This window comes from Exiguobacterium sp. s78 (assembly GCF_018618985.1).
GTDB classification, from domain to species: Bacteria; Bacillota; Bacilli; order Exiguobacteriales; family Exiguobacteriaceae; genus Exiguobacterium_A; species Exiguobacterium_A abrahamii.
Map to the genome: position 1 here is coordinate 146,087 of NZ_JACSNB010000003.1, position 20,520 is coordinate 166,606.

22 protein-coding genes are annotated in these 20,520 nt (G+C 46.4%); 7 read left to right on the forward strand and 15 right to left on the reverse strand.

The window, feature by feature from the left end; translation table 11 throughout:
* Nucleotides 1-133: 133 nt before the first annotated feature.
* The 4 genes from KNQ18_RS13815 (at nucleotide 134) to KNQ18_RS13830 (ending at nucleotide 4,048) form a co-directional block, all read left to right on the forward strand.
* Nucleotides 134-463 (forward strand): hypothetical protein, encoded by a 330-nt coding sequence (locus KNQ18_RS13815; RefSeq protein WP_035395686.1) that lies wholly within the window; start codon nucleotides 134-136, stop codon nucleotides 461-463.
* Complete coding sequence (locus tag KNQ18_RS13820) at nucleotides 460-1,683, forward strand: glutathionylspermidine synthase family protein (protein WP_149428021.1); 1,224 nt, start codon at nucleotides 460-462, stop codon at nucleotides 1,681-1,683. Before KNQ18_RS13815 ends, KNQ18_RS13820 begins: the two co-directional genes overlap by 4 nt.
* Entirely contained in the window at nucleotides 1,680-2,315 is a 636-nt protein-coding gene (locus KNQ18_RS13825) for a Rossmann-fold NAD(P)-binding domain-containing protein (protein ID WP_149428020.1), read from the forward strand. The genes KNQ18_RS13820 and KNQ18_RS13825 overlap by 4 nt, the downstream gene beginning before the upstream one ends.
* 239 nt (nucleotides 2,316-2,554) lie before the next feature.
* Nucleotides 2,555-4,048, forward strand: a complete 1,494-nt coding sequence (locus KNQ18_RS13830; protein ID WP_215085200.1) for a peptide MFS transporter — start codon at nucleotides 2,555-2,557, stop codon at nucleotides 4,046-4,048.
* A gap of 44 nt (nucleotides 4,049-4,092) precedes the next feature.
* Here KNQ18_RS13830 and KNQ18_RS13835 read toward each other — a convergent pair whose 3' ends face one another.
* Nucleotides 4,093-5,364, reverse strand: coding sequence for a purine/pyrimidine permease (locus KNQ18_RS13835; protein WP_023469734.1), 1,272 nt, complete (start codon nucleotides 5,362-5,364; stop codon nucleotides 4,093-4,095).
* Between the two features lie 158 nt (nucleotides 5,365-5,522).
* On the opposite strand from KNQ18_RS13835, the gene KNQ18_RS13840 reads away from it, so the two are divergent.
* The gene (locus tag KNQ18_RS13840) at nucleotides 5,523-6,218 is read left to right on the forward strand and encodes an alpha/beta hydrolase (protein ID WP_064300700.1); all 696 of its coding nucleotides are present in this window, start codon (nucleotides 5,523-5,525) and stop codon (nucleotides 6,216-6,218) included.
* 106 nt (nucleotides 6,219-6,324) lie between these two features.
* Here KNQ18_RS13840 and KNQ18_RS13845 read toward each other — a convergent pair whose 3' ends face one another.
* From KNQ18_RS13845 to KNQ18_RS13865, 5 genes are all read right to left on the reverse strand, one after another.
* The gene (locus KNQ18_RS13845; protein ID WP_050677176.1) at nucleotides 6,325-7,260 is read right to left on the reverse strand and encodes a carbohydrate kinase family protein; all 936 of its coding nucleotides are present in this window, start codon (nucleotides 7,258-7,260) and stop codon (nucleotides 6,325-6,327) included.
* Complete coding sequence (locus KNQ18_RS13850) at nucleotides 7,247-8,140, reverse strand: PRD domain-containing protein (RefSeq protein ID WP_323679827.1); 894 nt, start codon at nucleotides 8,138-8,140, stop codon at nucleotides 7,247-7,249. Before KNQ18_RS13850 ends, KNQ18_RS13845 begins: the two co-directional genes overlap by 14 nt.
* A 76-nt stretch (nucleotides 8,141-8,216) precedes the next feature.
* Nucleotides 8,217-9,629 carry a sucrose-specific PTS transporter subunit IIBC gene (locus tag KNQ18_RS13855; RefSeq protein ID WP_023469730.1) on the reverse strand — a complete coding sequence of 471 codons (1,413 nt, stop codon included), beginning with the start codon at nucleotides 9,627-9,629 and terminating at the stop codon, nucleotides 8,217-8,219.
* 169 nt (nucleotides 9,630-9,798) lie between these two features.
* Nucleotides 9,799-10,602 (reverse strand): endonuclease/exonuclease/phosphatase family protein, encoded by an 804-nt coding sequence (locus KNQ18_RS13860; RefSeq protein ID WP_215085202.1) that lies wholly within the window; start codon nucleotides 10,600-10,602, stop codon nucleotides 9,799-9,801.
* Nucleotides 10,603-10,688: 86 nt separating this feature from the next.
* Entirely contained in the window at nucleotides 10,689-12,299 is a 1,611-nt protein-coding gene (locus tag KNQ18_RS13865; RefSeq protein ID WP_244150235.1) for a PTS transporter subunit IIBC, read from the reverse strand.
* A gap of 314 nt (nucleotides 12,300-12,613) precedes the next feature.
* Between KNQ18_RS13865 and KNQ18_RS13870 the strand changes: the two genes are divergently transcribed.
* Nucleotides 12,614-12,895, forward strand: coding sequence for a helix-turn-helix domain-containing protein (locus tag KNQ18_RS13870; RefSeq protein WP_023469727.1), 282 nt, complete (start codon nucleotides 12,614-12,616; stop codon nucleotides 12,893-12,895).
* Nucleotides 12,896-13,330: 435 nt separating this feature from the next.
* Here KNQ18_RS13870 and queF read toward each other — a convergent pair whose 3' ends face one another.
* The 9 genes from queF to KNQ18_RS13915 form a co-directional block, all read right to left on the reverse strand.
* On the reverse strand, nucleotides 13,331-13,819 hold the full coding sequence (gene queF / locus KNQ18_RS13875; protein ID WP_023469726.1) for a preQ(1) synthase: 489 nt from the start codon (nucleotides 13,817-13,819) through the stop codon (nucleotides 13,331-13,333).
* A gap of 13 nt (nucleotides 13,820-13,832) precedes the next feature.
* The gene (queE, locus tag KNQ18_RS13880; protein ID WP_023469725.1) at nucleotides 13,833-14,549 is read right to left on the reverse strand and encodes a 7-carboxy-7-deazaguanine synthase QueE; all 717 of its coding nucleotides are present in this window, start codon (nucleotides 14,547-14,549) and stop codon (nucleotides 13,833-13,835) included.
* Nucleotides 14,546-15,001 carry a 6-carboxytetrahydropterin synthase QueD gene (gene queD, locus KNQ18_RS13885; protein WP_023469724.1) on the reverse strand — a complete coding sequence of 152 codons (456 nt, stop codon included), beginning with the start codon at nucleotides 14,999-15,001 and terminating at the stop codon, nucleotides 14,546-14,548. The genes queE and queD overlap by 4 nt, the downstream gene beginning before the upstream one ends.
* The gene (gene queC / locus KNQ18_RS13890; protein ID WP_023469723.1) at nucleotides 14,998-15,654 is read right to left on the reverse strand and encodes a 7-cyano-7-deazaguanine synthase QueC; all 657 of its coding nucleotides are present in this window, start codon (nucleotides 15,652-15,654) and stop codon (nucleotides 14,998-15,000) included. Before queC ends, queD begins: the two co-directional genes overlap by 4 nt.
* Nucleotides 15,655-15,825: 171 nt before the next feature.
* The gene (gene bshB2, locus KNQ18_RS13895) at nucleotides 15,826-16,476 is read right to left on the reverse strand and encodes a bacillithiol biosynthesis deacetylase BshB2 (RefSeq protein WP_215085204.1); all 651 of its coding nucleotides are present in this window, start codon (nucleotides 16,474-16,476) and stop codon (nucleotides 15,826-15,828) included.
* Nucleotides 16,473-16,841, reverse strand: coding sequence for a YojF family protein (locus tag KNQ18_RS13900; protein WP_029342921.1), 369 nt, complete (start codon nucleotides 16,839-16,841; stop codon nucleotides 16,473-16,475). The genes bshB2 and KNQ18_RS13900 overlap by 4 nt, the downstream gene beginning before the upstream one ends.
* A 61-nt stretch (nucleotides 16,842-16,902) precedes the next feature.
* Complete coding sequence (pdxK, locus tag KNQ18_RS13905; protein ID WP_023469720.1) at nucleotides 16,903-17,718, reverse strand: pyridoxine/pyridoxal/pyridoxamine kinase; 816 nt, start codon at nucleotides 17,716-17,718, stop codon at nucleotides 16,903-16,905.
* Nucleotides 17,719-17,849: 131 nt separating this feature from the next.
* Entirely contained in the window at nucleotides 17,850-18,854 is a 1,005-nt protein-coding gene (locus KNQ18_RS13910; protein WP_023469719.1) for an inorganic phosphate transporter, read from the reverse strand.
* A 16-nt stretch (nucleotides 18,855-18,870) separates the two neighbouring features.
* The gene (locus tag KNQ18_RS13915) at nucleotides 18,871-19,488 is read right to left on the reverse strand and encodes a DUF47 domain-containing protein (RefSeq protein ID WP_023469718.1); all 618 of its coding nucleotides are present in this window, start codon (nucleotides 19,486-19,488) and stop codon (nucleotides 18,871-18,873) included.
* 341 nt (nucleotides 19,489-19,829) lie between these two features.
* Here KNQ18_RS13915 and cbpA point away from each other — a divergent pair, with 341 nt between their 5' ends.
* The gene (gene cbpA, locus KNQ18_RS13920; protein WP_023469717.1) at nucleotides 19,830-20,468 is read left to right on the forward strand and encodes a cyclic di-AMP binding protein CbpA; all 639 of its coding nucleotides are present in this window, start codon (nucleotides 19,830-19,832) and stop codon (nucleotides 20,466-20,468) included.
* Nucleotides 20,469-20,520: the final 52 nt, after the last annotated feature.

Sequence of the window (20,520 nt, forward strand, 5' to 3'; positions counted from 1 at the left end):
TTTCGTTCTATAGATACTATTACCACATTGAAGGAAAAAAAGTTCCGACAGAACAAAGAAACTTTTCTCTCCAAAAAAGCGTATACTATCCATAACGAGAGTAAAAGGAAAGGGGACTGAGACGGTGAATTGGATGAAACAAGCGACACTAGCTGCAACACTGTTGATCGGAACGACACTGAGTGGGTGTGGATCGGATGATGCACGAGCGGAACGACCAGATGATCCGGATTGTGATGACTATGAGTATGATAATGATGAAGGCGTTTGGTACTGTGATGATAGTTCATCAACCCATTCAGGATACTATTACTGGGGCGGTAGTTATTTCGCATCACGTGCCTTGATGCATAGTGCGATGCGAACAAAAGGGTATACGCCGAAATCAAAAGAAGTAAAGAGTTATAACACGAAGACAAAGGGATTCGGAACAGGCTCATCTTCCGGCTTTTTCGGCGGATGAATAGACGACAAACCTTTTACGGAGACATCGATCGTTTTTGGGATGTGCTAGACGGGGAACCGTACGCTGTGACGGAAATCATGCCCATCTCGGACGAACGAATCGACCAACTGCATATCGCGGCGCAAGAAGTTTACAAGATATTTGAAAAAGTACTTCCGATTCTTCGATCGATGGATGATGAGGCACTGCTCGAGCTGGGCTTTCCAGTTGAAAGTCTCGCTTTTTTGCGACTCGAGACGATGCGACCGTTGACCGTCATCGGACGCTTTGATTTCATTGCGACGGCAGATCGTATCTCACTCATGGAATGGAACGCGGATACGCCGACTTTCATTAAAGAAGTATTTGAAGTCAATGATGTCGTAGCGGAAAAACAAGGTTTTGAACGGGTCAACGATGGGGAAAACAAATGGCTGAAGGCAACTGTCCGTCGTGCGATCGAAGCCGCGATACATCGGACGAAACAGCATCCGCATGTCGTCTTCACCTCACATGGTGACCACATCGAGGATCGATTGACGGCTGAGTATTTGCAGTCGTTTTGGAGTGATGCGACCTATTGTCCACTTCATGCATTAGAGATTCGTCCGGAAGAAGGTCTGTACGATGAGGCTGGTAAAAGAATCGATATCTTATATCGTCAAACCTTTCCGATCGAGATGGCCTTACTTGACCGGGATGAGGACGGAAGAAATTTAGGACAATTACTCCTGCAACTCGTCGAGACGGGTCGACTCGAAATCATCAACCCGCCGTCTGCCTTTTTAATGCAAGCTAAGTCGGTTCTTGCATTGATCTGGATGTTGCATGAAGCCAATCATCCGTACTTGAGCGAAACGGACCATATGACGATTACGCGTTACTTTTTACCGACGTACTTATCCGCTGATCCATTCATTTCAAGCCAGCGATTATTCGTTAAAAAACCAATCTTCGGGCGTGAAGGAGATACCGTGACGGTCCATGATGGACAAGGACATATCATGCTAAAGAATGAACAGCATACGTTTCGTGATCAACCGGCTGTTTATCAAGCGTATCAAGAATTACCGACGTACTCACTTCAGGAAGAGGGAGAAGTCGCGTATATGTATGGTGTCTTTATTTTAGGAGGAAGACCAAGTGCGATTGGTGTACGTGCCGGAGAACGGATTACTGGAAACCGTTCCTATTTCGTACCAATTGGTCGACAGCATGAAGGAGGGAGAAACGTATGAGAGCAGCAATTTTAGGAGCATCTGGTCTAGTCGGACAAGAACTCGTCGATCGTTTGTTGGCAGAAGATACGTATAGCGAGGTACATGTTCTCGTTCGCCGCCCGATGCGCCGTTTTCATCCGAAATTGGAAGAATGGGTGATTGATTTTGATCGTGTGACAGAAATTGAACTACCTGTCGTTGACCATGTCTATTGTGCACTGGGCACGACGATCAAACAAGCAGGATCACAAGAGGCATTTCGTCAGGTTGACTACACATATCCGATTGAACTTGGCCGTGAATTGTTAGACCTCGGGGCGACACGATTTGCCTTAATTTCGGCGCTCGGTGCCCATCCGAATGCCAAAACCTTCTACAATCGCGTAAAAGGGGACACGGAAAACGGATTACGTGTACTGGGGTATGACGCGTTATTGATTTTTAGACCATCCTTGTTATTAGGGGATCGAGATGAATTCCGCTTAGGCGAACAAGCGGCTGCGAAAATTTCGACGGTCTTACGCCCCTTGTTGAAGCGGAGCGCCATTGCTCCGATCGAAGCTGGTCAAGTCGCTGCGGCGATGATCCGTGAAACATTACATGCACCGCCTGGAATTACAATCATCGAATCGAAACAGATGCAATCCTGAGCAGTCGAGTAGTCGACTGCTCTTTTTGTTATTCTTGTAACGTAAATAATATTTGACTCGTCAAATGATTTGCGGTTGAATGGTAAAGTGCTGTCTCATATATAAAAAAAGAAGTGAGACAATTCAGGCAAAACAGTGTATTCGTATCCTATCTGTTTCGTCACGCTTATCGTTTGGGGAAAGCGGGAAAAGATGATGGATTATGCACTTATTTAGGATTGATGAAAGGAGCCGATCATATGGCAGAGTTTGATCGCGATCAGGTCTATAAGACCGTTCCGCAAAAAGGATTCTTCGGGAATCCGAAAGGGTTGTTCACCCTCTTCTTCACTGAGTTTTGGGAGCGTTTCTCCTACTATGGCATGCGTGCCATCCTTATCTTTTACATGTACGATTCAGTTGCCAACGGTGGTCTAGGTATCGATAAGACGACAGCTGCGTCAATCATGGCCGTTTATGGTTCGCTCGTCTACATGTCAGGGATCATTGGGGGATGGGTAGCTGACCGTTTACTCGGTACGTCACGGACCGTCTTCTATGGTGGTATTTTGATCATGCTAGGACATATCGTCCTTGCTTTACCAGCAGGCATTACAGCCCTCTTCATCTCGATGGGACTCATCGTCATCGGTACTGGTTTCTTGAAACCGAACGTATCGAATATCGTCGGTGATTTGTACAGCAAGACGGATAACCGCCGCGATGCTGGTTTTAGTATCTTCTACATGGGAATCAACGCTGGTGCATTCCTCTCACCACTCGTCGTTGGTGAAGTGGCTGACCGCGGTGGATATCACGCTGGTTTCGCACTCGCTGCCATCGGGATGTTCGCAGGACTTGTCGTCTTCGTCTTGACGAAAAAGAAAAACCTTGGTCAAGCGGGTACGTACGTCTTGAACCCATTAAAAGGGGACGAGAAAAAACGTTTCATCACGATCGCATCAATCGTTGTCGTAGTGATTGCTGTACTCGGTGTCGTTGCATCGATGACAGGACTGTTGACGATTTCTCGTTTTACTTTAATGGTCACGATTCTCGGGATCTTGATTCCGATCGCTTACTTCACAGTCATGCTTCGTAGTCCAAAGATCACGGATGATGAGCGCTCACGTTTGATTGCGTATATTCCGTTGTTCATCGCAGCAGCGATTTTCTGGGCAATCCAAGAACAAGGTTCATACGTCCTCTCCATCTTCGCAAGTGAACGGACGAACCTTTCATTCTTAGGATTCGAGATTCAACCGGCATTCTTCCAATCGTTGAATCCGCTCTTCATCATTGTGCTAGCACCTGTGTTTGCGAGCTTCTGGGTCAAACTCGGTGACCGTCAACCAACGACGATGCAAAAGTTCTCGTTTGGTCTTCTGTTCGCAGGACTTTCGTTCATCGTCATGACACTACCAGGTATCCTGTTCGGTGTGGAGAGGTCAGTTAGTCCACTCTGGCTTGCACTGAGCTTCTTCCTCGTCGTCATCGGTGAGCTCTTCTTGTCACCAGTAGGTCTATCGGCAACAACAAAACTGGCGCCGGCAGCCTTCTCAGCGCAAACGATGAGTCTGTGGTTCTTGACGAACGCAACAGGTCAAGCGGTCAACGCACAAATCGTTAAATACTACACGAATGACACGGAGATTTTGTACTTCGGTATCACAGGTATCGTTGCCGTCATCTTCGGATTACTCTTGTTCGCTTTCGCACCAAAACTTCAAAAATACATGCGCGGTATTCGCTGATGCATGAAAAAAGACGCTTTCTCAATCGAGAAAGCGTCTTTTTATTAATCATTCGTCCGGATATGGCGTAACCCTTCTGCGAGCAAGGCGACCAATGTTCCGAGGACGAGACCGTTTGACATCAGGGTCGTCACGAGTGGCGGTAAATCGGCCGTTGCTCCTTTTGGTAGTAACAACGCACCGATGCCGACAAGGACCGGGAGACCGACCGTGATCATCGCCGTTTGACGATTCAAGTCGCGGGCTGCTTCCGTGACGCCGATGATTGCCATTCCGGCAACGATCGGTGCGACCATCGCATAACCGACAGCGACGGGGATTTTAGCGATCAATCCGACGAATGGTGTCACGATACTGAGGAAGAGACACGTGATATTCGCATAGACGAACGCTTTGCGGTCCGTGTTATCTGTTGAAGCAATAAACCCAGCCGTTCCGGAAATGGCGACAGGACCCACCGTACCGAACAGACCAGCGAAGAGTTGTCCGATACCAGCCGTGATACCAGCTGTTCCGACTTGTCCTTTGACGGTTTCACCACGCTTGGCACTGATGATCCGTTCGATGACCTTGATGTTCGCTAAGACGTTCGTCATTAACAACAACGAGATGATGAGAGCTGTCGGTAATAAGCTCCAGTCGACATGAATACCGCCGAACGGCAATAAACTCGGTAAAGTGAACAGTGGACCATCGAAACTTGGCATCTCGGCACGACCGATCAATGCAAACATGCTCCAACCGACGAGTAGCGTGATTAATAAAGCGTACTGGCGTAAGCGATCACTTCGTTCTAAATAAAGCGAGATCAAGACCGTCAGAATCGAGATGACGGCAGGTAATACTTGAATTCGTCCATCCTCGATATTGAGTAATCCTTTCATGACGGATCCGGACAGCTGTGCCGACAGCAACAGCATATAGACACCGATGACTTGCGGTGTAAAAAGAGGGACTAAGCGCCGTAAGACACCTGTCATCGTCAATACGATACAGATGATACCGCTGAGTAGAAGTAAGAATCCAAGCGACTGTAACGTGTTTGAATAACTGCCATACAATGTGACACCAATCGACGAATAAAGAGCAAATACACCCCACCAAATTCCAGCAGGACCTTCCATGATCGGTAGACGGTGTCCTAGCAGGACTTGAAAGAGACTTAAGATGGCAAATACGAATAGACAACGAGATAAGAAGGAAAGCGTCTCGGCACCCGAGAGTTCAAACGATGCTGCGATGGCAAGGGGCGGGGCAATGTTAGTACAGATGATGAATAAAAACCATTGAATCGTAGACACAAGGGTACGCGGCAAAACGTGAATCTCCTTTCGAAAAAACAATATTGGTTTCATCTTAAACCAATTCATGAAAAAGCGATAGGGATGCTTACAATGACTGAAAATTCTAATATTTGTTTTCATATGTGATTTAACACATAATGTGGGGTATAACGGTAACGGGAGGGAATGAAATGAAAAAATGGAGTATAAGAATCATTGGAACGATTGCTGCGCTGTTGGCACTGCTCGTATTTGCATTCATGATCTGGGCGCAGTTCGATTATGATGCATCTCCCCAAGCGATATCTTACGTGGAGACAGCTACACCACGTGAAGTGACATTTGGAAAAAAGACGAGTGACGTCGGATTCATCTTTTATCAAGGGGCAAAAGTCGATGCAGCGGCCTACAGTTATTACGGCAAGCAACTAGCGAAAGACGGGCACTTCGTCGTCATCCCGAAGCTACCGTTTCGGATTGCGTTGCTTGACTCAAGCGAAGGACTCGATGTCATCGAGGAGTATCCACAGGTCAAAAAGTGGTATCTGATCGGGCATTCGCTCGGTGGAAGCGCAGCTTCGACGATCGTCGAACAACATCCGAAAATTAAAGGAATCGTTTTCCTCGCGTCCTATCCGATTGATTCGATTGATGTGCCCTCGTTGACGATTTATGGTGGACGAGATGGTGTCTTACCAGTCGCTGATATCGAAAAAAGTAAACAGGACGTTCGAAAAGATGCCGTATTCCATGAAATCAAGCAAGGGAACCATGCGAACTTTGGTATGTACGGTCGACAAAAAGGGGATAACAGCAGCCCATTAACGCCAAAAGAACAACAGGACGAGTCGTTAGATGAAATCAAACGATTTATCGATACACCTTAATCAATTCTCTAGTGAATAAACGACTCATCAATCAAATGAAAAGGATGGAGAGATTCTGGCACTGGGTCCGGAATCTCTCCATCCTTATTTCTACTGAGTCATCGATTCAATTCAAGCGATGAGCGACTTCGTCGAGCGTTGGCAAAGCAGCCATCGCTCCTTTGACGGAAGCAGCAAGTCCGCCTGAAATCGCTGCGAATCGACCGATGTCGCGAAGTTCATCTTCAGACCAATCAAACGAAAAATCGCGTAACGCGCACTGGTAGAGTAAACCGGACATGAAGGCATCTCCAGCTCCTGTCGTATCGATTGCGTCGACCGTAATCGCATCGATGACAGCCATCGCACGATCCGTATAGAGAATCGATCCTTCACTTCCTCGCGTGATGGCAAGAAGACGAATCGGATATTCAGCTAACAATTCAGCAGCCCCGTCATCAAGATTCGTTTGTCCAGTTAGAAACGTCAATTCTTCCTCAGCAAGTTTGACGATTTGTGCATCCGGTAGGACAGACCGGATCGTCGTCCGCGCTTCGTCAAGATTCGGCCATAGCGACTCTCGTAAGTTCGGATCGTAAGAGACTGGTACTTGGTGCGCTTTTGCACGTGCGATGGCTTTTCGTGTCGCGTTGACGGATTCTCCAGTGATCAAAGAGATCGAACCGATGTGTAATAAATCGACGGACGTGAAATCCTCCGGTACATGTGTTTCGTGGAATTGCATATCAGCGCGCTCCGCGTTGATGAACTCGAACGACCGCTCTCCATCCTGACCGTTCGTAACGAGCACAAGTCCTGTTTTTTGCGTCGAATCGTGGACGAGATGATCGGTACGAACACCATAATGATGTAACGTATCTTTCAAGAAGTGTCCCATCGAATCATCACCGACAGCTCCAAGAAAATAACTATCAGCGCCTAATCGAGCGAGTCCGACAGAGACATTGGCAGGAGCACCTCCAGGATTTTTTTGAAACGTCATGTTTTCAGCATCAAGAGGAATCAAATCAATCAATGCTTCCCCTAAACTAAAGATTTTCATACGTAGAACTCCTTTCAAGATCCGGACGAATCCGTTCGATGTGTAAAGCCATATAGCCGATTTCTGATTCAGGTACACGTGTATCGAGTTCGACAGTCAACCAATTGCCCATTTGACTCGCACAGGCATAAGCCTCAGCATAACGTGTTTTGACGGCAGATAAAATCACATCATCCATGTCGTGTAAGGTTTCTCCTTGTTCAATCCGGGCGAGGACCAATTTCATGTGCGTAAAGAAACGATAATACGTCATCGATGAGGTCTCGATCGTTTGTCCAAAAAAGACTTCGATCTGTTCACGTAGTTCATTGAGTAACGTAACCGTCTGCAACGCAGTGGCCATATTCGGATGCGTTTGGCGTGCATTGTATAAGTGAAGCGCGATGTTCGCAGCTTCTTCTTTCGGTAGCGTGACCTGTAAGGCACGCTCGATCTCAAGAACTGCCCATTCTCCAATCGCATACTCCGGTCCATACAAAAGGCGAATCTCTTCTGCCAATCGATTATGCACGACGAGTTGTTCACGTGCTAATCGTACGGCATGAGCAAGGTGGTCCGTCAGACTGACGTGAATATAGTCATGAAACGGCGTTTGGAGCTCACCTTCTGCATGTGAGATGATGCGTTCCGATAAATCAATGATCTCAAGTGGTGTCGTTGTCAGAATCTCTTTGAACTGTTCTGCATTTTCAAATGAAGGGATGAACATTTTTTCGATCTTCGTCGCTTGAATCGGATCTTTTTTCTTTTTTCCAAAAGCAATGCCTGGTCCCATGACGATGCGTTCCTGTCCATTTTCTTTGACGACAACAGCGTTGTTATTGAGGATCTTATGAATAATCAGCCTGACGTCCTCCTTTCCGATCTTTTCTTTTATTATAAAGCGAACTTCAGCGCTTTGCGAACCGACAAATGCGACCACCGAGCCCGAGGACTCGGTTTGGTCGCATGAAGGATTAAGCAGCAACGTCCGTTTCTTTTTGTTTCCGTGCATCGAGACGCATCAAGACGACAGTCGAGATGAAAGCAGTGACGACTGCAATGGCGAACCCGACGAGATAGTTGATCAAGTTTGACGCACCGAGTGGCGCGACGATCGCAATCATCGGAATTCCAGTTAATCCATAAGCGTTCGCAGCGACTTGTGTCAAGACGACATAACCGCCACCGATCGCACCACCAATGGCACCACCGATGAATGGTTTTCCAAGACGTAAGTTGACACCGTAGATGACGGGTTCTGTGATTCCGAGAAATGCTGAGAACGCAGACGGTAGGGCGAGTGCTTTGAGTTTAACGTTCTTCGTCAAGAAGTAAACGGCAAGTCCGGCACCACCTTGAGCGACATTCGCCATCGACCAAATCGGTAAGAGGAAGTTCTTTCCGATACTCTTATCTGCAAGTAATCCTGCTTCAATAGCATGGAAACTATGGTGCATCCCTGTGATGACGATTGTCGAATAAAGTCCACCGAAGAGAAGACCGGCGACGACTGAGAACTGTTCATAGAAGAAGACGAGTACGAATGAAATGCCTTTTCCGAGTAACGTTCCGATCGGACCAATGACGATCAATGCCAGGAATCCAGTGACGAGAACCGTAACGAACGGTGTCACGAGTAAGTCAAGCGTTTCGGGTGTCCGTTTCCGGACTTGTTGTTCAATCTTTGCCATGACCCAAACGGTTAAGAGAACCGGGAAGACCGTTCCTTGATAACCGATCAACTCGATGTTCATTCCGAGGAACTTCATGACTTCCGGATCACTATTACCGAGCGTCCAAGGGTTTAAGAGGGACGGGTGTGTCATGATCCCCCCGATGACGGCACCGAGGTACGGGTTCGCACCGAATTCACGGGCTGCCGAGAAACCGATCAGGATCGGTAGGATGATGAAGGCAGAAGACGAGAACATATCCAGTAGTTGGACGATCGGTGAATCACCGTCAACCCAACCGAAGGCCTTGATCATACCGAGTAATCCCATCAAGAGACCGGCTGCGACGATTGCCGGAATGAGTGGAACGAAGACGTTCGAGAGCGAGCGGGCAAGACGGGCGAACGGATTTAATTTTTGCGATGCAGCCTTTTTAACGTCGAGTGGTTCTTCTCCATCGACCTTTACACCGGCAAGTGGTGCAAACGCAGCAAATACCTTGTTGACGGTACCGGTTCCAAAGATGATTTGGTATTGACCAGAACTTGAGAAGGCACCGCTGACACCATCTAAGTCTTCAAGTGCTGCTTGATCGACCTTTGATTCATCATGCAAGACAAGACGTAAACGCGTCGCGCAATGAGCAGCAGTGATGATGTTCTCGCGTCCACCGACGAGTTCGAGCACACGTTTAGCAGTTTGTTGATAATCCATCGGAAAAGTCCTCCTTTTTCATGAAACGTGCTGAATGAGACAAAAAAAGGCAAGACCGAACAACACCTCTCCTAACGAGGTGTCATTTCGGTCTTGCCAGCCGTACTGTCACAATCCGCACTATTGATTTGATTTCATCTTAAAGGAGAAAAGAAAGCGTTGTCAATACTTAATGTTCATTTTTTTGAATCTGAATATCGACCTCAACACCGTAGTGATCGGAAACGACGGGACCGTGAATCCCATCGAATACGACCCCGACGCGTTCGACGTCAATTTTCCGATTCGATAAGACGAGATCGATCCGCAATCCTTGTTGATTGTCTTCCCATCCATCGATGTTGCCATTGATCGTCTCAATTCCGACCGTTTCCTTAGCTAGCAGGAAGACGTCGTGTAATCCTCGTTGCATCATATAGTCATAACCTGTATTTCGTTCTAAGGCATCGTTGTTGAAATCACCGAGGAAGAATGTCCATTCGAGTGGATCCATCCGGGCCATCAAATGATTGAATTGTTCCTGGAACGGTTCGACTTCATCTGCCCACCAGCCAAGATGGCATGTATTGAACGTAATCGGTGTACCGTCGACTTGGATCGTCGCACGGACGATTTTTCGCGATTTCCAATCGAATGTATCTTGACTGCGGCTGACATAATAACTGTCCGATTTTAAGATTGGGTGTTTCGTCAAAAGAGCGAGTCCTTCTTCATACTTATCATAGCCGATATGAGCAAAATCCCAGACGAGGGAGTAGGTTTGACCTTGTTCTTTTAACGCTTGCTGGATTAAATAGGCAAAGTTATCGTTGCGCACATCATCATAGGCGATGGGTGTATCCATCAATTGACTCACTTCTTGCAGTGCGACGACATCATAATCTTGAGCGAGAATTTGTTGAACGATCTGGTTTAATTTTTCGAGTGGCTGTTCTTCCTGCCACGAATGACAGTTTAGTGTGAGTAGACGCATGAGTGGTCCTCCTGATTTTTCAAATAAGAAAGGTGAAACTCTTATAAAAGAGCTTCACCTTTAGGTAGTTCCCTAATCTCGCAGGTTTATGCGCCGATCCGGTCTTGGATATCTGATTTTAAGATATCGGCTTTTGGACCGTAGATGGCTTGCACGCCATTGTTCTTAAGGATCAGACCAAGTGCACCGTTTGCTTTCCAGTCTGCTTCTTTTGCAACAAGCGCTGGATCTTTGACAGTGACACGAAGACGCGTCATGCAGGCATCGACGTCCTCGATGTTTTGCTGTCCACCAAGCAAATCGATGATTTGTGAAGCTTGCGAACCGTCGGCAGGAGCTGATGTCGCAGCAGCCTCACCTGAAGCTTCAGTTGTAGATACGTTGATATCGTCAAGATAGTTCCCGTTACGACCTGGTGTCGCATAGTTGAACTTCTTGATGACGAAACGGAACGTGAAGAAGTTCAAGAAGAAGAAGAACACACAGACACCGATGAAACGAATTAAATCACCAATTAATCCAGCTTTTGCAATCAATGGAATCCGCGTCAAGAGTTCGATCGCACCGAATGCGTGAATCCGAAGATGCATGACATCTGCTAGTGCGAAAGCAACACCCGTGAGCACAGCATAGATGACGTAAAGAACAGGAGCGATGAACATGAACATGAATTCGATTGGCTCCGTGACACCTGTCAAGAAAACTGCAAGTCCAGCAGATAAGAAGACAGGTTTGTATGCTTTCTTCTTATCTTCATCAACTGACATGTACATTGCGACAGCGATACCGATCAATGAAGCAAGTGATGTGACGACTTGTCCTTCTTTAAAACGAGCAGGAACGACACTGTTGATCAAGTCATTGTATCCTTGTGTGTTACCGGCTTGTTTTAAATTAACGAGGTCAGTGATCCAAGCTAACCAAAGCGGATCTTGACCAGCAACCGTCGATCCTTGAGCAGCACCTGTCAGGATTTTGTACGTTCCACCGAGTTCCGTGTAGTTCATCGGGACAGTCAACATGTGATGAAGACCGAACGGAAGTAATAGACGCTCGAGTGTACCGTATACGAACGGTGCAATGATCGGTGCAGAATCACGTGAAGAGGCAATCCAGCGACCGAAGTCATTCAATAAGCCTTGAACGAACGGCCAAACGAGTGATAAGGCGAATGCTGCAACGACTGATCCACCAATGACGACGAATGGTACAAAACGTTTTCCGTTGAAGAATGCAAGCGCATCTGGCAATTTACTGAAGTTATAAAATTTATTAAAGAGAACGGCACCAAGGAAACCAGAGATGATTCCGACGAACACTCCCATGTTGAGAGCAGGTGCCCCTAAAACTGAAGTGAAATAATCTTTTACGATGAGCTCAGAACCAAGCAATGAATCGACCGTTGCTTTTGGGTCCGCGATCATGTCAGCGTTGACACCGAAGATAGCTCCTGTGACACGGTTGATCAAAATGAAGGCGAGTAACGCTGCGAACGCACCACCAGCACGTTCTTTTGCCCATGACCCACCAATCGCGACGGCGAATAAGACATGAAGGTTCGTAATGATAGCCCAACCTAAATCTTCAACGATTCGAGCAATCGTTTGCATTAACGCGATATCGCCTCCATACATGCCGATCAGTTTCCCGACCGAGATCATGATTCCTGCAGCAGGCATAACCGCGATGACGACCATCAAGGCTTTACCGAGTTTTTGCCAAAAATCGAACGAAATAGCATTTTTCAAGATCATTCACTCCTTTTGTATCTCTTTTTCTCTAATATGTGTGTAAGAACAGTGCAATAATGTAAGCGATTAATGCAACCGTTTGCATATAGAATTGTAAGCGATAACTTTTTAAAAAGCTAGTGTTTTACAAGAAAAATATTTGAAATTTTATTTTGATTAGAAATTGATAGTTCGGAAAGGTATTCAGATTTTAAAAAAGTGGGAATAAGACTACAGTGAACGTTGTTTAGTTTTAAAAGAAGAAAGGATGTTTGAAGCGGATGAAAGAAGGGATTCAACCGATCGGACAGTACGGACAGCGGATTCGTACATTACGAGAACGTCATCAGTTAGATCAAAATACATTAGCAGAGTTAACTGAGACGACACCTGAGATGATCCAGCGTATTGAAAGTAGCATTGCCCATCCCTCATTTTCAATGATTGAGCGACTGGCCCGTGTCTTACATGTCCCTTCGGATCACTTAATTCGGCATATCTGGCCACCTGAGGTCATCCGTCAGCATGATAGCCCGTCCTTGATCGACCTTCCATCTAGTTGATGAGAATCAAAAAAGAGGAACAAGGGGATTTCTTCTTGTAGATTGTAGACAAATGGGCTGACTCAAAAAATGACGCGTCTTTTCACGCCCTTTCCTCAGGCGAGACACAAGCCAGTTTTCCCGCTCTATTCGAGCAGAAAAACGGGTCTTGTTTGTCTCTGACAGCGCAAAATCGCGCTTTTTCCTGTAGGAGTGGCGTGTAACGCGTCATTTTTTTATATCGAAAGAACAATCAGAGAAGCGCTTTGTTCACTCGGCATCGATTCCTTGGGAAAAACAAGCAAGAGCGACCCTGCAGCGAAGTGAAGCGGTGCGATGCTTGTCCCAGGAAAACGATTCGAGACGAACAAAAAAGCGCAATCCTTCTCGTTAGAGAAAAATTGCACTTTGCCTTCAGTCTCAAAGGGATTTCCCCTTGTCCCTCTTTTAGTCGTCTTAACGATTATCGATCGTTTCAGGATAGAGATCGTGATTGAATAGACGATGCTCTGCCATTTGTTCGTATTTTGTACCAGGCTTCCCATAATTGTAGTACGGATCAATTGAAATTCCACCGCGTGGCGTGAATTTGCCCCATACTTCAAGATAGCGAGGTTCCATCAATTTCACGAGATCCTTTCCGATAACGTTGATGCAGTTCTCATGAAAATCACCGTGGTTACGGAAGCTGAACAAGTACAACTTCAGTGATTTTGATTCGACGAGTTTTTCGTCCGGGATGTACGAGATGTAAATCGTCGCGAAGTCCGGTTGATTCGTGATCGGGCAAAGACTCGTAAATTCTGGTGCATTGAATTTCACGAAGTAATCATTTTCCGGGTGACGGTTCGGGAATGCTTCGAGTACTTCGGGTTGGTATTCAAAAATGTATGGAACGGCTTTTTGGCCAAGTAACGATAAGTCGTTTAAATCTTCAGGGCGCATAAATCATTTCTCCTTAGACGCCACGATCGTTCGCGAAAACGAGGGCGTGTAGTTGTGGTAGGACGCGCGCATGATTGAAGCGTTCATCACGGGCGACGCGTTCCCAAAGTGTTTTTAAATCGTGTAGCATGCGTGGAGCGATCGTTCCTTCTTCATGCGGATCAGGATTACCGAGCGATAGATAAAGTGTCTTTAGCGCATATCGTTCTGAAATCATCGCTGCGAAGTCGAGGTCTTCCTCATTAAAGATGACGATTTTAACAGCACGCTGTTGTTCCGGTAAACGTTTAAAAAAGACATCCAAGCGATCGAAATCAATCTTCATCCCACTTGAAGGTGGTTTAGGGCTAAGTGTGACGTCATCGATATCAAGCAACCAATTTTGCCAGTAGGAGCCTTGTGTCTCGACGGACATCGTGATGTTTCGTTCTTTTAGTGCCGCAACCAGTGTGCCGATCGAAGCATGAAGTAACGGGTTCCCACCAGAAATCGTGACATGTCCGTAAGAGCCGAGTGCATCAAGACGTTCTATAATCGTCTCTGCCGTCAAGAGTTCAGGTTTTTCAGAACCATCCCATGTGAAGGCGGAATCACACCACGAACAAGAGTAATCGCAACCACCGGTCCGGACGAACATCGTCTTTTGACCAATCGATCGTCCTTCTCCTTGAAATGTTGGTCCGAAAATCTCGAGAACCGGAATTTTTGGTGTTTTTGTTAAGGCACTCATGCTTCGTTCATCCACTCACGACGGACTTCAGCAAAAGCAGTCGGTGTCTCATAGAGCTTAACGAATTCGACACGAAGTCCACGCTCGTCCGGAAGGTGTTGTCCGAGCGTCTCGAAAATCCAGGCTGCCATGTTTTCAGCTGTCGTATTCATGTATGGTAACGATTCATTCAGGTAGCGGTGATCCAACAGTGGTTCGAGATGTGTTTTGAAGATTTTTTTGAGGTCACCAAAATCGAGTGTCATACCGCGGTGATCCAGAAAACCGCTGATTCCCATATCGACATGGTACGTGTGACCATGAAGGGCACGGCATTTTCCATCATAATCATATAGGTGGTGCGCTGCGTCGAACGTCAGTTTTTTAACGATCATGACGCGAGATTTCGTATAGATAAGCGAGTCGCCAGTCGGGCGCTCGACCGTTTCAGGTGCTTCGTAATTGAATGTCATGTGTGTTGAACCTCCTTGATGTATGCATCTAAGCCATTTTTCCGTAATTCACAGGCTGGGCATTCGCCACAACCATCTCCAATGACGCCGTTGTAACACGTCAACGTGCGATTTCGAACGAAATCAAACGCACCGAGCGAATCGGCAAGCGCCCACGTCTCTTTTTTGTCGAGCCACATGAGTGGCGTATGAAGTACGAATGGATAGTCCATCGCAAGGTTCAATGTCACGTTGAGTGACTTGATGAAGGCATCACGGCAGTCAGGATAACCGGAAAAGTCCGTTTCACATACGCCAGTGACGATATGACGGATTCCGCGTCCTTTCGCAAGGACGGCTGCGAACGAAAGAAACAGGTGATTTCGTCCATCTACAAAAGTAGAAGGAAGACCATCTTCATTCGTCGTGATGGTTTGGCTGTGGTCAGTCAAAGCGTTACTCGTCAGTTGACTGAGAAGAGAGAGATCAAGCTCATGGTGTTTGACACCAAGCTCAGAGGCGATGTCGCGTGCGACTTCGAGTTCTTGTGCATGACGTTGTCCGTAATTAAACGTCACGACTTCGACTTCTTCGTATTGTTTCAGTGCCTGAAACAAACAAGTCGTTGAGTCTTGGCCGCCACTAAAGACGACAAGAGCACGTTCGTTTTTCATAATGTACACTTCCATTCCTAGTTTTTGTAACGGAGGAGGTTACGAACTCCGGAGACATAGTCTCAACTATTCACACTAGCAGAAGCCATTGAAAAAGTCGACGTTTTCTGATGAAGACAAAAAAAGAGATGCGTATCGTCGATCGGACGGTACGCATCTCTTGTAAGAAGATTAAAGTGGATAGTGATAGTAGCGTTCTTTGACGAGTAGATCTCGAATGTTCGAATCTTCCGAGATGACTTTCATCAGACCACCTGTTTGTGAAGCGTGCGCTTCGAGTGCCTTGATCTTTTGATCCGTATAGGCACTGACATCATGAATGAACGTTCCTTCCCCGAGCTCTTCTTTCGTATTGTTCGCGAAAGCGACCGCAAGAAACTCTGGGCGATCAGCAGGATCCATCATCCGAAGGGCACGAACGACGGCACGAGCTGTCGCTTCATGATCGGGATGGACCGCGTAACCCGGATAGAACGAAATCAAACGAGTTGGTCGTGTCTGTTGAATCAAGGAAAGAATACGGTCAGCAAGTGCCGCTTCATCCTCGAATTCAACGGTCTTATCACGAAGTCCCCACATTTGGAGATCCGAAATCTTCATTTTTGCAGCAGCATCGATCAACTCACGTTTACGAATCGTTGCGAGCTGTTCCCGGTTCGTAAAGACAGGGCGTCCCATGTTACGTCCCATCTCACCAAGCGTCAAACAAGCGTATGTGACAGGACCACGGTTTTCAGCGTGCTCGATGATCGTACCGGCAGAACTGAAGGCTTCATCATCCGGGTGAGGGAAGACGACGAGTAAATGATCTTCGTGTGTCATGCGTCTACCTCCTCTGCGCCTTGAGCGAATGGTGTCGGGCTAAGTTCAAAAGCAATCGCAAGACGTCCTTCGATATCGTGACCGGCAATCAACAATTGATCCCCAGCAAATTCGAAGTCAGTCAATCCTTCACCGTATAACCAGCCGTGTGCAAGTTTCAAACCAATCCGGTAAGGTCCGTTTCCTGTGATCAGACCACGTTCGTAAGTGATTTCCGCATTACGGAAAAACATCCCTGCGCTATGGAAAGTTGGATCTTGGTGCGTCGCGTAGGCACCGTTCGTCGTCTCGACGTGTACATATAACGGTGTATTCGCATGTTCGTCGATATAACGCTGTATTTCTTGTAAATCAATGGCTTGCATAAACTTTTCTCCTCTCCTATACAGAAAGAAGTCCGCGGATATCGCGGACTTCTTAAGCGGATCAAGACTGGACTGTACGATGTGCAGCGTGGTCAGTTGGTCCGACGTATTCATTCAAACGGAATGAATGACGAATCGCGGAAGTGATGAAAGATTTTGCTGTACGGACAGCAGCTTCTACCGATGCACCTTTTGCGAGTTCGGCCGTGATTGCTGCAGAGTACGTGCAGCCAGCACCGTGCGTGTACGGTGTCTCGATTCGTTCGTCCTCAATCAGGATAAACTCTTTTCCGTCATAAAGCACGTCAACTGCTTGTGGATGGTCAATCTTGCTGCCACCTTTGACAAGAACGTATTGCGCACCTTTTTCATGAATCCGCGCTGCTGCAAGTTTCATCTCGTCGATCGTTGCTGGTGTTTTACCAAGACCCGACAGTTGTCCGGCTTCGAAGACGTTCGGTGTGACGACCGTCGCAAGTGGTGTCAAGACATCACGAAGTGCGTTTGCTGTATCAGGGTTCAGCACTTCGTCTTCGCCTTTACAGACCATGACAGGATCGATGACGACGTTTTGAACGCCGGATGATTTGATTTTCTCAGCAACGGCTTCAATGATTTCGACAGTCGGGAGCATACCCGTCTTCATCGCATCAACACCAATACCTCCAAGGACCGTGTGGATTTGTGTCCGGACGAGTTCTGTGTCGATTGGGTAAACCGCATGGTGCCAAGAGTGATCAGGGTCTTGGGCGACGATGACCGTCAAAGCATTCATTCCATAGACACCAAGTTCTTGGAATGTTTTCAAATCAGCTTGAATACCAGCTCCACCGCTCGTGTCGGAACCAGCAATCGTTAAGGCTTTACGTTTTGTCATGGGGCATTCCTCCTAAAGAAATAGACAATCCTTCTTGTTCTTCATCATAGCGAATTATGGGAAAAACAACAACTATCGACGCTTCTGACGTACACAAAACCCCACCTCTTTTGAGTAGGCGGGGCAAGTACTTATTTAATGAATAAGAAGTCGAGAATATAGTAGATCAAGGCAGCGAAAGCCATCGAAATTGGCAATGTGATGACCCATGTAATGAGCATACGTTGTGCTGTTCCCCACTTTACACCTTTCTTACGGTGTGATGTACCTACACCCAAGATGGCAGAAGAGATGACGTGTGTCGTCGAAACCGGAAGATGAATCGCTGTCGCTCCAAAGATGATTGCTGCTGATGTTAAGTCAGCTGCAACCCCGTTGACTGGACGGATTTTCATGATTTGACCACCGACGGTCTTGATGATCCGCCATCCACCGACAGATGTTCCGAGACCCATCGCGATCGCACACGAGAGTTTAACCCAAGTCGCAACTTCGTGATCTGTTTGATAACCAGATGAGATCAAAGCAAGCGTGATGATCCCCATCGCTTTTTGTGCGTCGTTCGTACCGTGTGTATACGACTGCAAAGCAGCGGTTGCAATTTGAACATGACGGAAGCGACGATTCGTCTTCGCCAAGTTCCCTTTTTTGAAGATGACTTTAAAGATTGCATAAACGATGAAACCGAGTGTGAATGCGAGCACTGGTGAAATGAGCAAGGCTTGAACGATTTTCAAGAAGCCTTTTGCTTCGATTCCTCCGAATCCGACAGAGGCAACAGCGGCACCAGCAATCGAACCGATCAGTGTATGCGAAGAACTTGACGGAATACCGAAGTACCAAGTCAAAAGGTTCCAGGCAATGGCTGAAATCAAGGCAGCGATGACGACGTAGCTACCATGTTCAAGTGTTGACGGGTCAACGATGTCACCAGAGATCGTTTTTGCGACTCCAGTGAACGTGATTGCACCTAGGAAGTTCATCGATGCAGCCAAGATGATGGCATGACGTGGTTTCAAAGCACGAGTCGACACCGAAGTCGCGATCGAGTTCGCTGTATCGTGGAAACCGTTGATGAAGTCGAAGCTAAGTGCGAGAATCACGATTATGGCGGTGATGATAAACAGGCTATCCATCTCGTTAGCTCCTCACTTAAGCGTTTTTCATGATGATCGTTTCAATGACGTTAGCTGCATCTTGGCAGTAGTCCGCGATTGATTCGAGCGATTCATAGATTTCTTTATATTGGATGATTTTGATTGGATCTGTTTCTGTTGCGAACAATGCTTTGATCGATTTACGGCGTAGGTTGTCACAAATCGTCTCTTGTTCTTTGATTTTGATGACGTGTTCACGCATCGGTTGCAATTTACGTGCAACAAGAAGATCCATTGACATCGCGAGTTCTGTGACAGCGATGTTGATTTCATCGACGAACTTGATCATGTGCTCGTCTGCTTGAACGATATTGTAGATTTCGAAGATCGCTGAACATTCTTCAAAGCCGTCTAAGACGTCATCAAGTGCGTTAGCAAGTGCGAGTAAGTCTTCACGGTCGATCGGCGTGATGAACGCATTGTTCAAGTCGATGATCAACTGGTGCATCAAATCGTCCCCAGCTGTTTCGAAGTCTTTTACTTTATGTGCAAATTCTTTTACATCCGCGATGCCGTTGATTTTAAAGTCAACGAAGAATTGCGAAGTCGTTTTTAAGTGTCCTGCGATTTCGGATAATTTCACTGCGAATGGATCTTGTTTTTTACTAAACATTTCTTCTGCCTCCATATTAAGAACAAGAATAGAATAGTGAAGTAACTTCACGAGTTCGATTGTAGCAGACGGTATTGTAAAAGAATACATTTATGAAGCGTCTTTACGAAATCTTAATAAATCTTAATATGAAGGCGATTGTAGATTTAATAAATTGTCTGACAATGTAAAAAGTGAAGTGTACTTGATTGAAATGAGTTGGATTACGTTGTAATTGCAAGAGATTGTCTTGTGATTGTAAGAATAAAAGCGCATCAGAAGTGGGAAAAGAGGATATGGCGCATGAAAATCGAATGATATGATTAAGTCTGCGTAATCAGGTAAAAGAGGAGGATTTTATTATGCTCGTACAAAGTTTATGTATTCCGAAGCATCAATGTGTCACGATTTCCGAGACAGCGACGATTCGTGAAGCACTCGACACACTTGAAAAAACCGGATACCGCTGTGTCCCGGTCCTTGATCAATCAGGACAGGACTTCAAGGGCAACATCTATAAGATGCACATCTATCGGCATGGGATGAATGGTGGCAGCTTAGACGACAACGTCATGTCGCTGATTAAGAATACATCCAAATACATCTATACAGGAAGTAATTTCTTTGAAGTCTTCTTCTCAATCAAGGAATTACCGTATATCGCTGTCTTAAATGACGATGGTCATTTCTTCGGTATCCTACCTCACGGAAAAATGCTTGGAATGCTTGAAGAAGCGTGGAACCGTGATTCTGGAAGTTATGTCTTGACAGTAGCCCTAAGTGAACAAAAAGGGGCACTTGAGAAAATCTCGAAGATCGTCAACAAATATTCAACGGTCGCGAGTCTGATGACACTCGATGCGAAGAGTAGCGTCATGCGTCGTGTATTGATTACATTACCGACGGATTGTGACGAGAAGACGAAGAAAAAAATCGTCAAGAAACTTGACGACAAGGGACTTCGTGTCGTTGCTGTCGAAGATTTAGCCGTTCGTGTATAATGGACCCGCACAAGACCAGTTCATGACTGGTCTTTTTTTGAGGGAAAGGAAG

Excerpts from the sequence above, each read along its gene's own strand:
- KNQ18_RS13815 (WP_035395686.1), top strand. The coding sequence starts at position 134 with ATGAAACAAGCGACACTAGCTGCAACACTGTTGATCGGAACGACACTG.
- KNQ18_RS13820 (WP_149428021.1), top strand. The coding sequence starts at position 460 with ATGAATAGACGACAAACCTTTTACGGAGACATCGATCGTTTTTGGGAT.
- KNQ18_RS13825 (WP_149428020.1), top strand. The coding sequence starts at position 1,680 with ATGAGAGCAGCAATTTTAGGAGCATCTGGTCTAGTCGGACAAGAACTC.
- KNQ18_RS13830 (WP_215085200.1), top strand. The coding sequence starts at position 2,555 with ATGGCAGAGTTTGATCGCGATCAGGTCTATAAGACCGTTCCGCAAAAA.
- KNQ18_RS13840 (WP_064300700.1), top strand. The coding sequence starts at position 5,523 with ATGAAAAAATGGAGTATAAGAATCATTGGAACGATTGCTGCGCTGTTG.
- KNQ18_RS13845 (WP_050677176.1), bottom strand. The coding sequence starts at position 7,260 with ATGAAAATCTTTAGTTTAGGGGAAGCATTGATTGATTTGATTCCTCTT.
- KNQ18_RS13855 (WP_023469730.1), bottom strand. The coding sequence starts at position 9,629 with ATGGATTATCAACAAACTGCTAAACGTGTGCTCGAACTCGTCGGTGGA.
- KNQ18_RS13860 (WP_215085202.1), bottom strand. The coding sequence starts at position 10,602 with ATGCGTCTACTCACACTAAACTGTCATTCGTGGCAGGAAGAACAGCCA.
- KNQ18_RS13865 (WP_244150235.1), bottom strand. The coding sequence starts at position 12,299 with ATGGTCGTCATCGCGGTTATGCCTGCTGCAGGAATCATGATCTCGGTC.
- KNQ18_RS13870 (WP_023469727.1), top strand. The coding sequence starts at position 12,614 with ATGAAAGAAGGGATTCAACCGATCGGACAGTACGGACAGCGGATTCGT.
- queF (WP_023469726.1), bottom strand. The coding sequence starts at position 13,819 with ATGCGCCCTGAAGATTTAAACGACTTATCGTTACTTGGCCAAAAAGCC.
- queE (WP_023469725.1), bottom strand. The coding sequence starts at position 14,549 with ATGAGTGCCTTAACAAAAACACCAAAAATTCCGGTTCTCGAGATTTTC.
- queD (WP_023469724.1), bottom strand. The coding sequence starts at position 15,001 with ATGACATTCAATTACGAAGCACCTGAAACGGTCGAGCGCCCGACTGGC.
- queC (WP_023469723.1), bottom strand. The coding sequence starts at position 15,654 with ATGAAAAACGAACGTGCTCTTGTCGTCTTTAGTGGCGGCCAAGACTCA.
- bshB2 (WP_215085204.1), bottom strand. The coding sequence starts at position 16,476 with ATGACACACGAAGATCATTTACTCGTCGTCTTCCCTCACCCGGATGAT.
- KNQ18_RS13900 (WP_029342921.1), bottom strand. The coding sequence starts at position 16,841 with ATGCAAGCCATTGATTTACAAGAAATACAGCGTTATATCGACGAACAT.
- pdxK (WP_023469720.1), bottom strand. The coding sequence starts at position 17,718 with ATGACAAAACGTAAAGCCTTAACGATTGCTGGTTCCGACACGAGCGGT.
- KNQ18_RS13910 (WP_023469719.1), bottom strand. The coding sequence starts at position 18,854 with ATGGATAGCCTGTTTATCATCACCGCCATAATCGTGATTCTCGCACTT.
- KNQ18_RS13915 (WP_023469718.1), bottom strand. The coding sequence starts at position 19,488 with ATGTTTAGTAAAAAACAAGATCCATTCGCAGTGAAATTATCCGAAATC.
- cbpA (WP_023469717.1), top strand. The coding sequence starts at position 19,830 with ATGCTCGTACAAAGTTTATGTATTCCGAAGCATCAATGTGTCACGATT.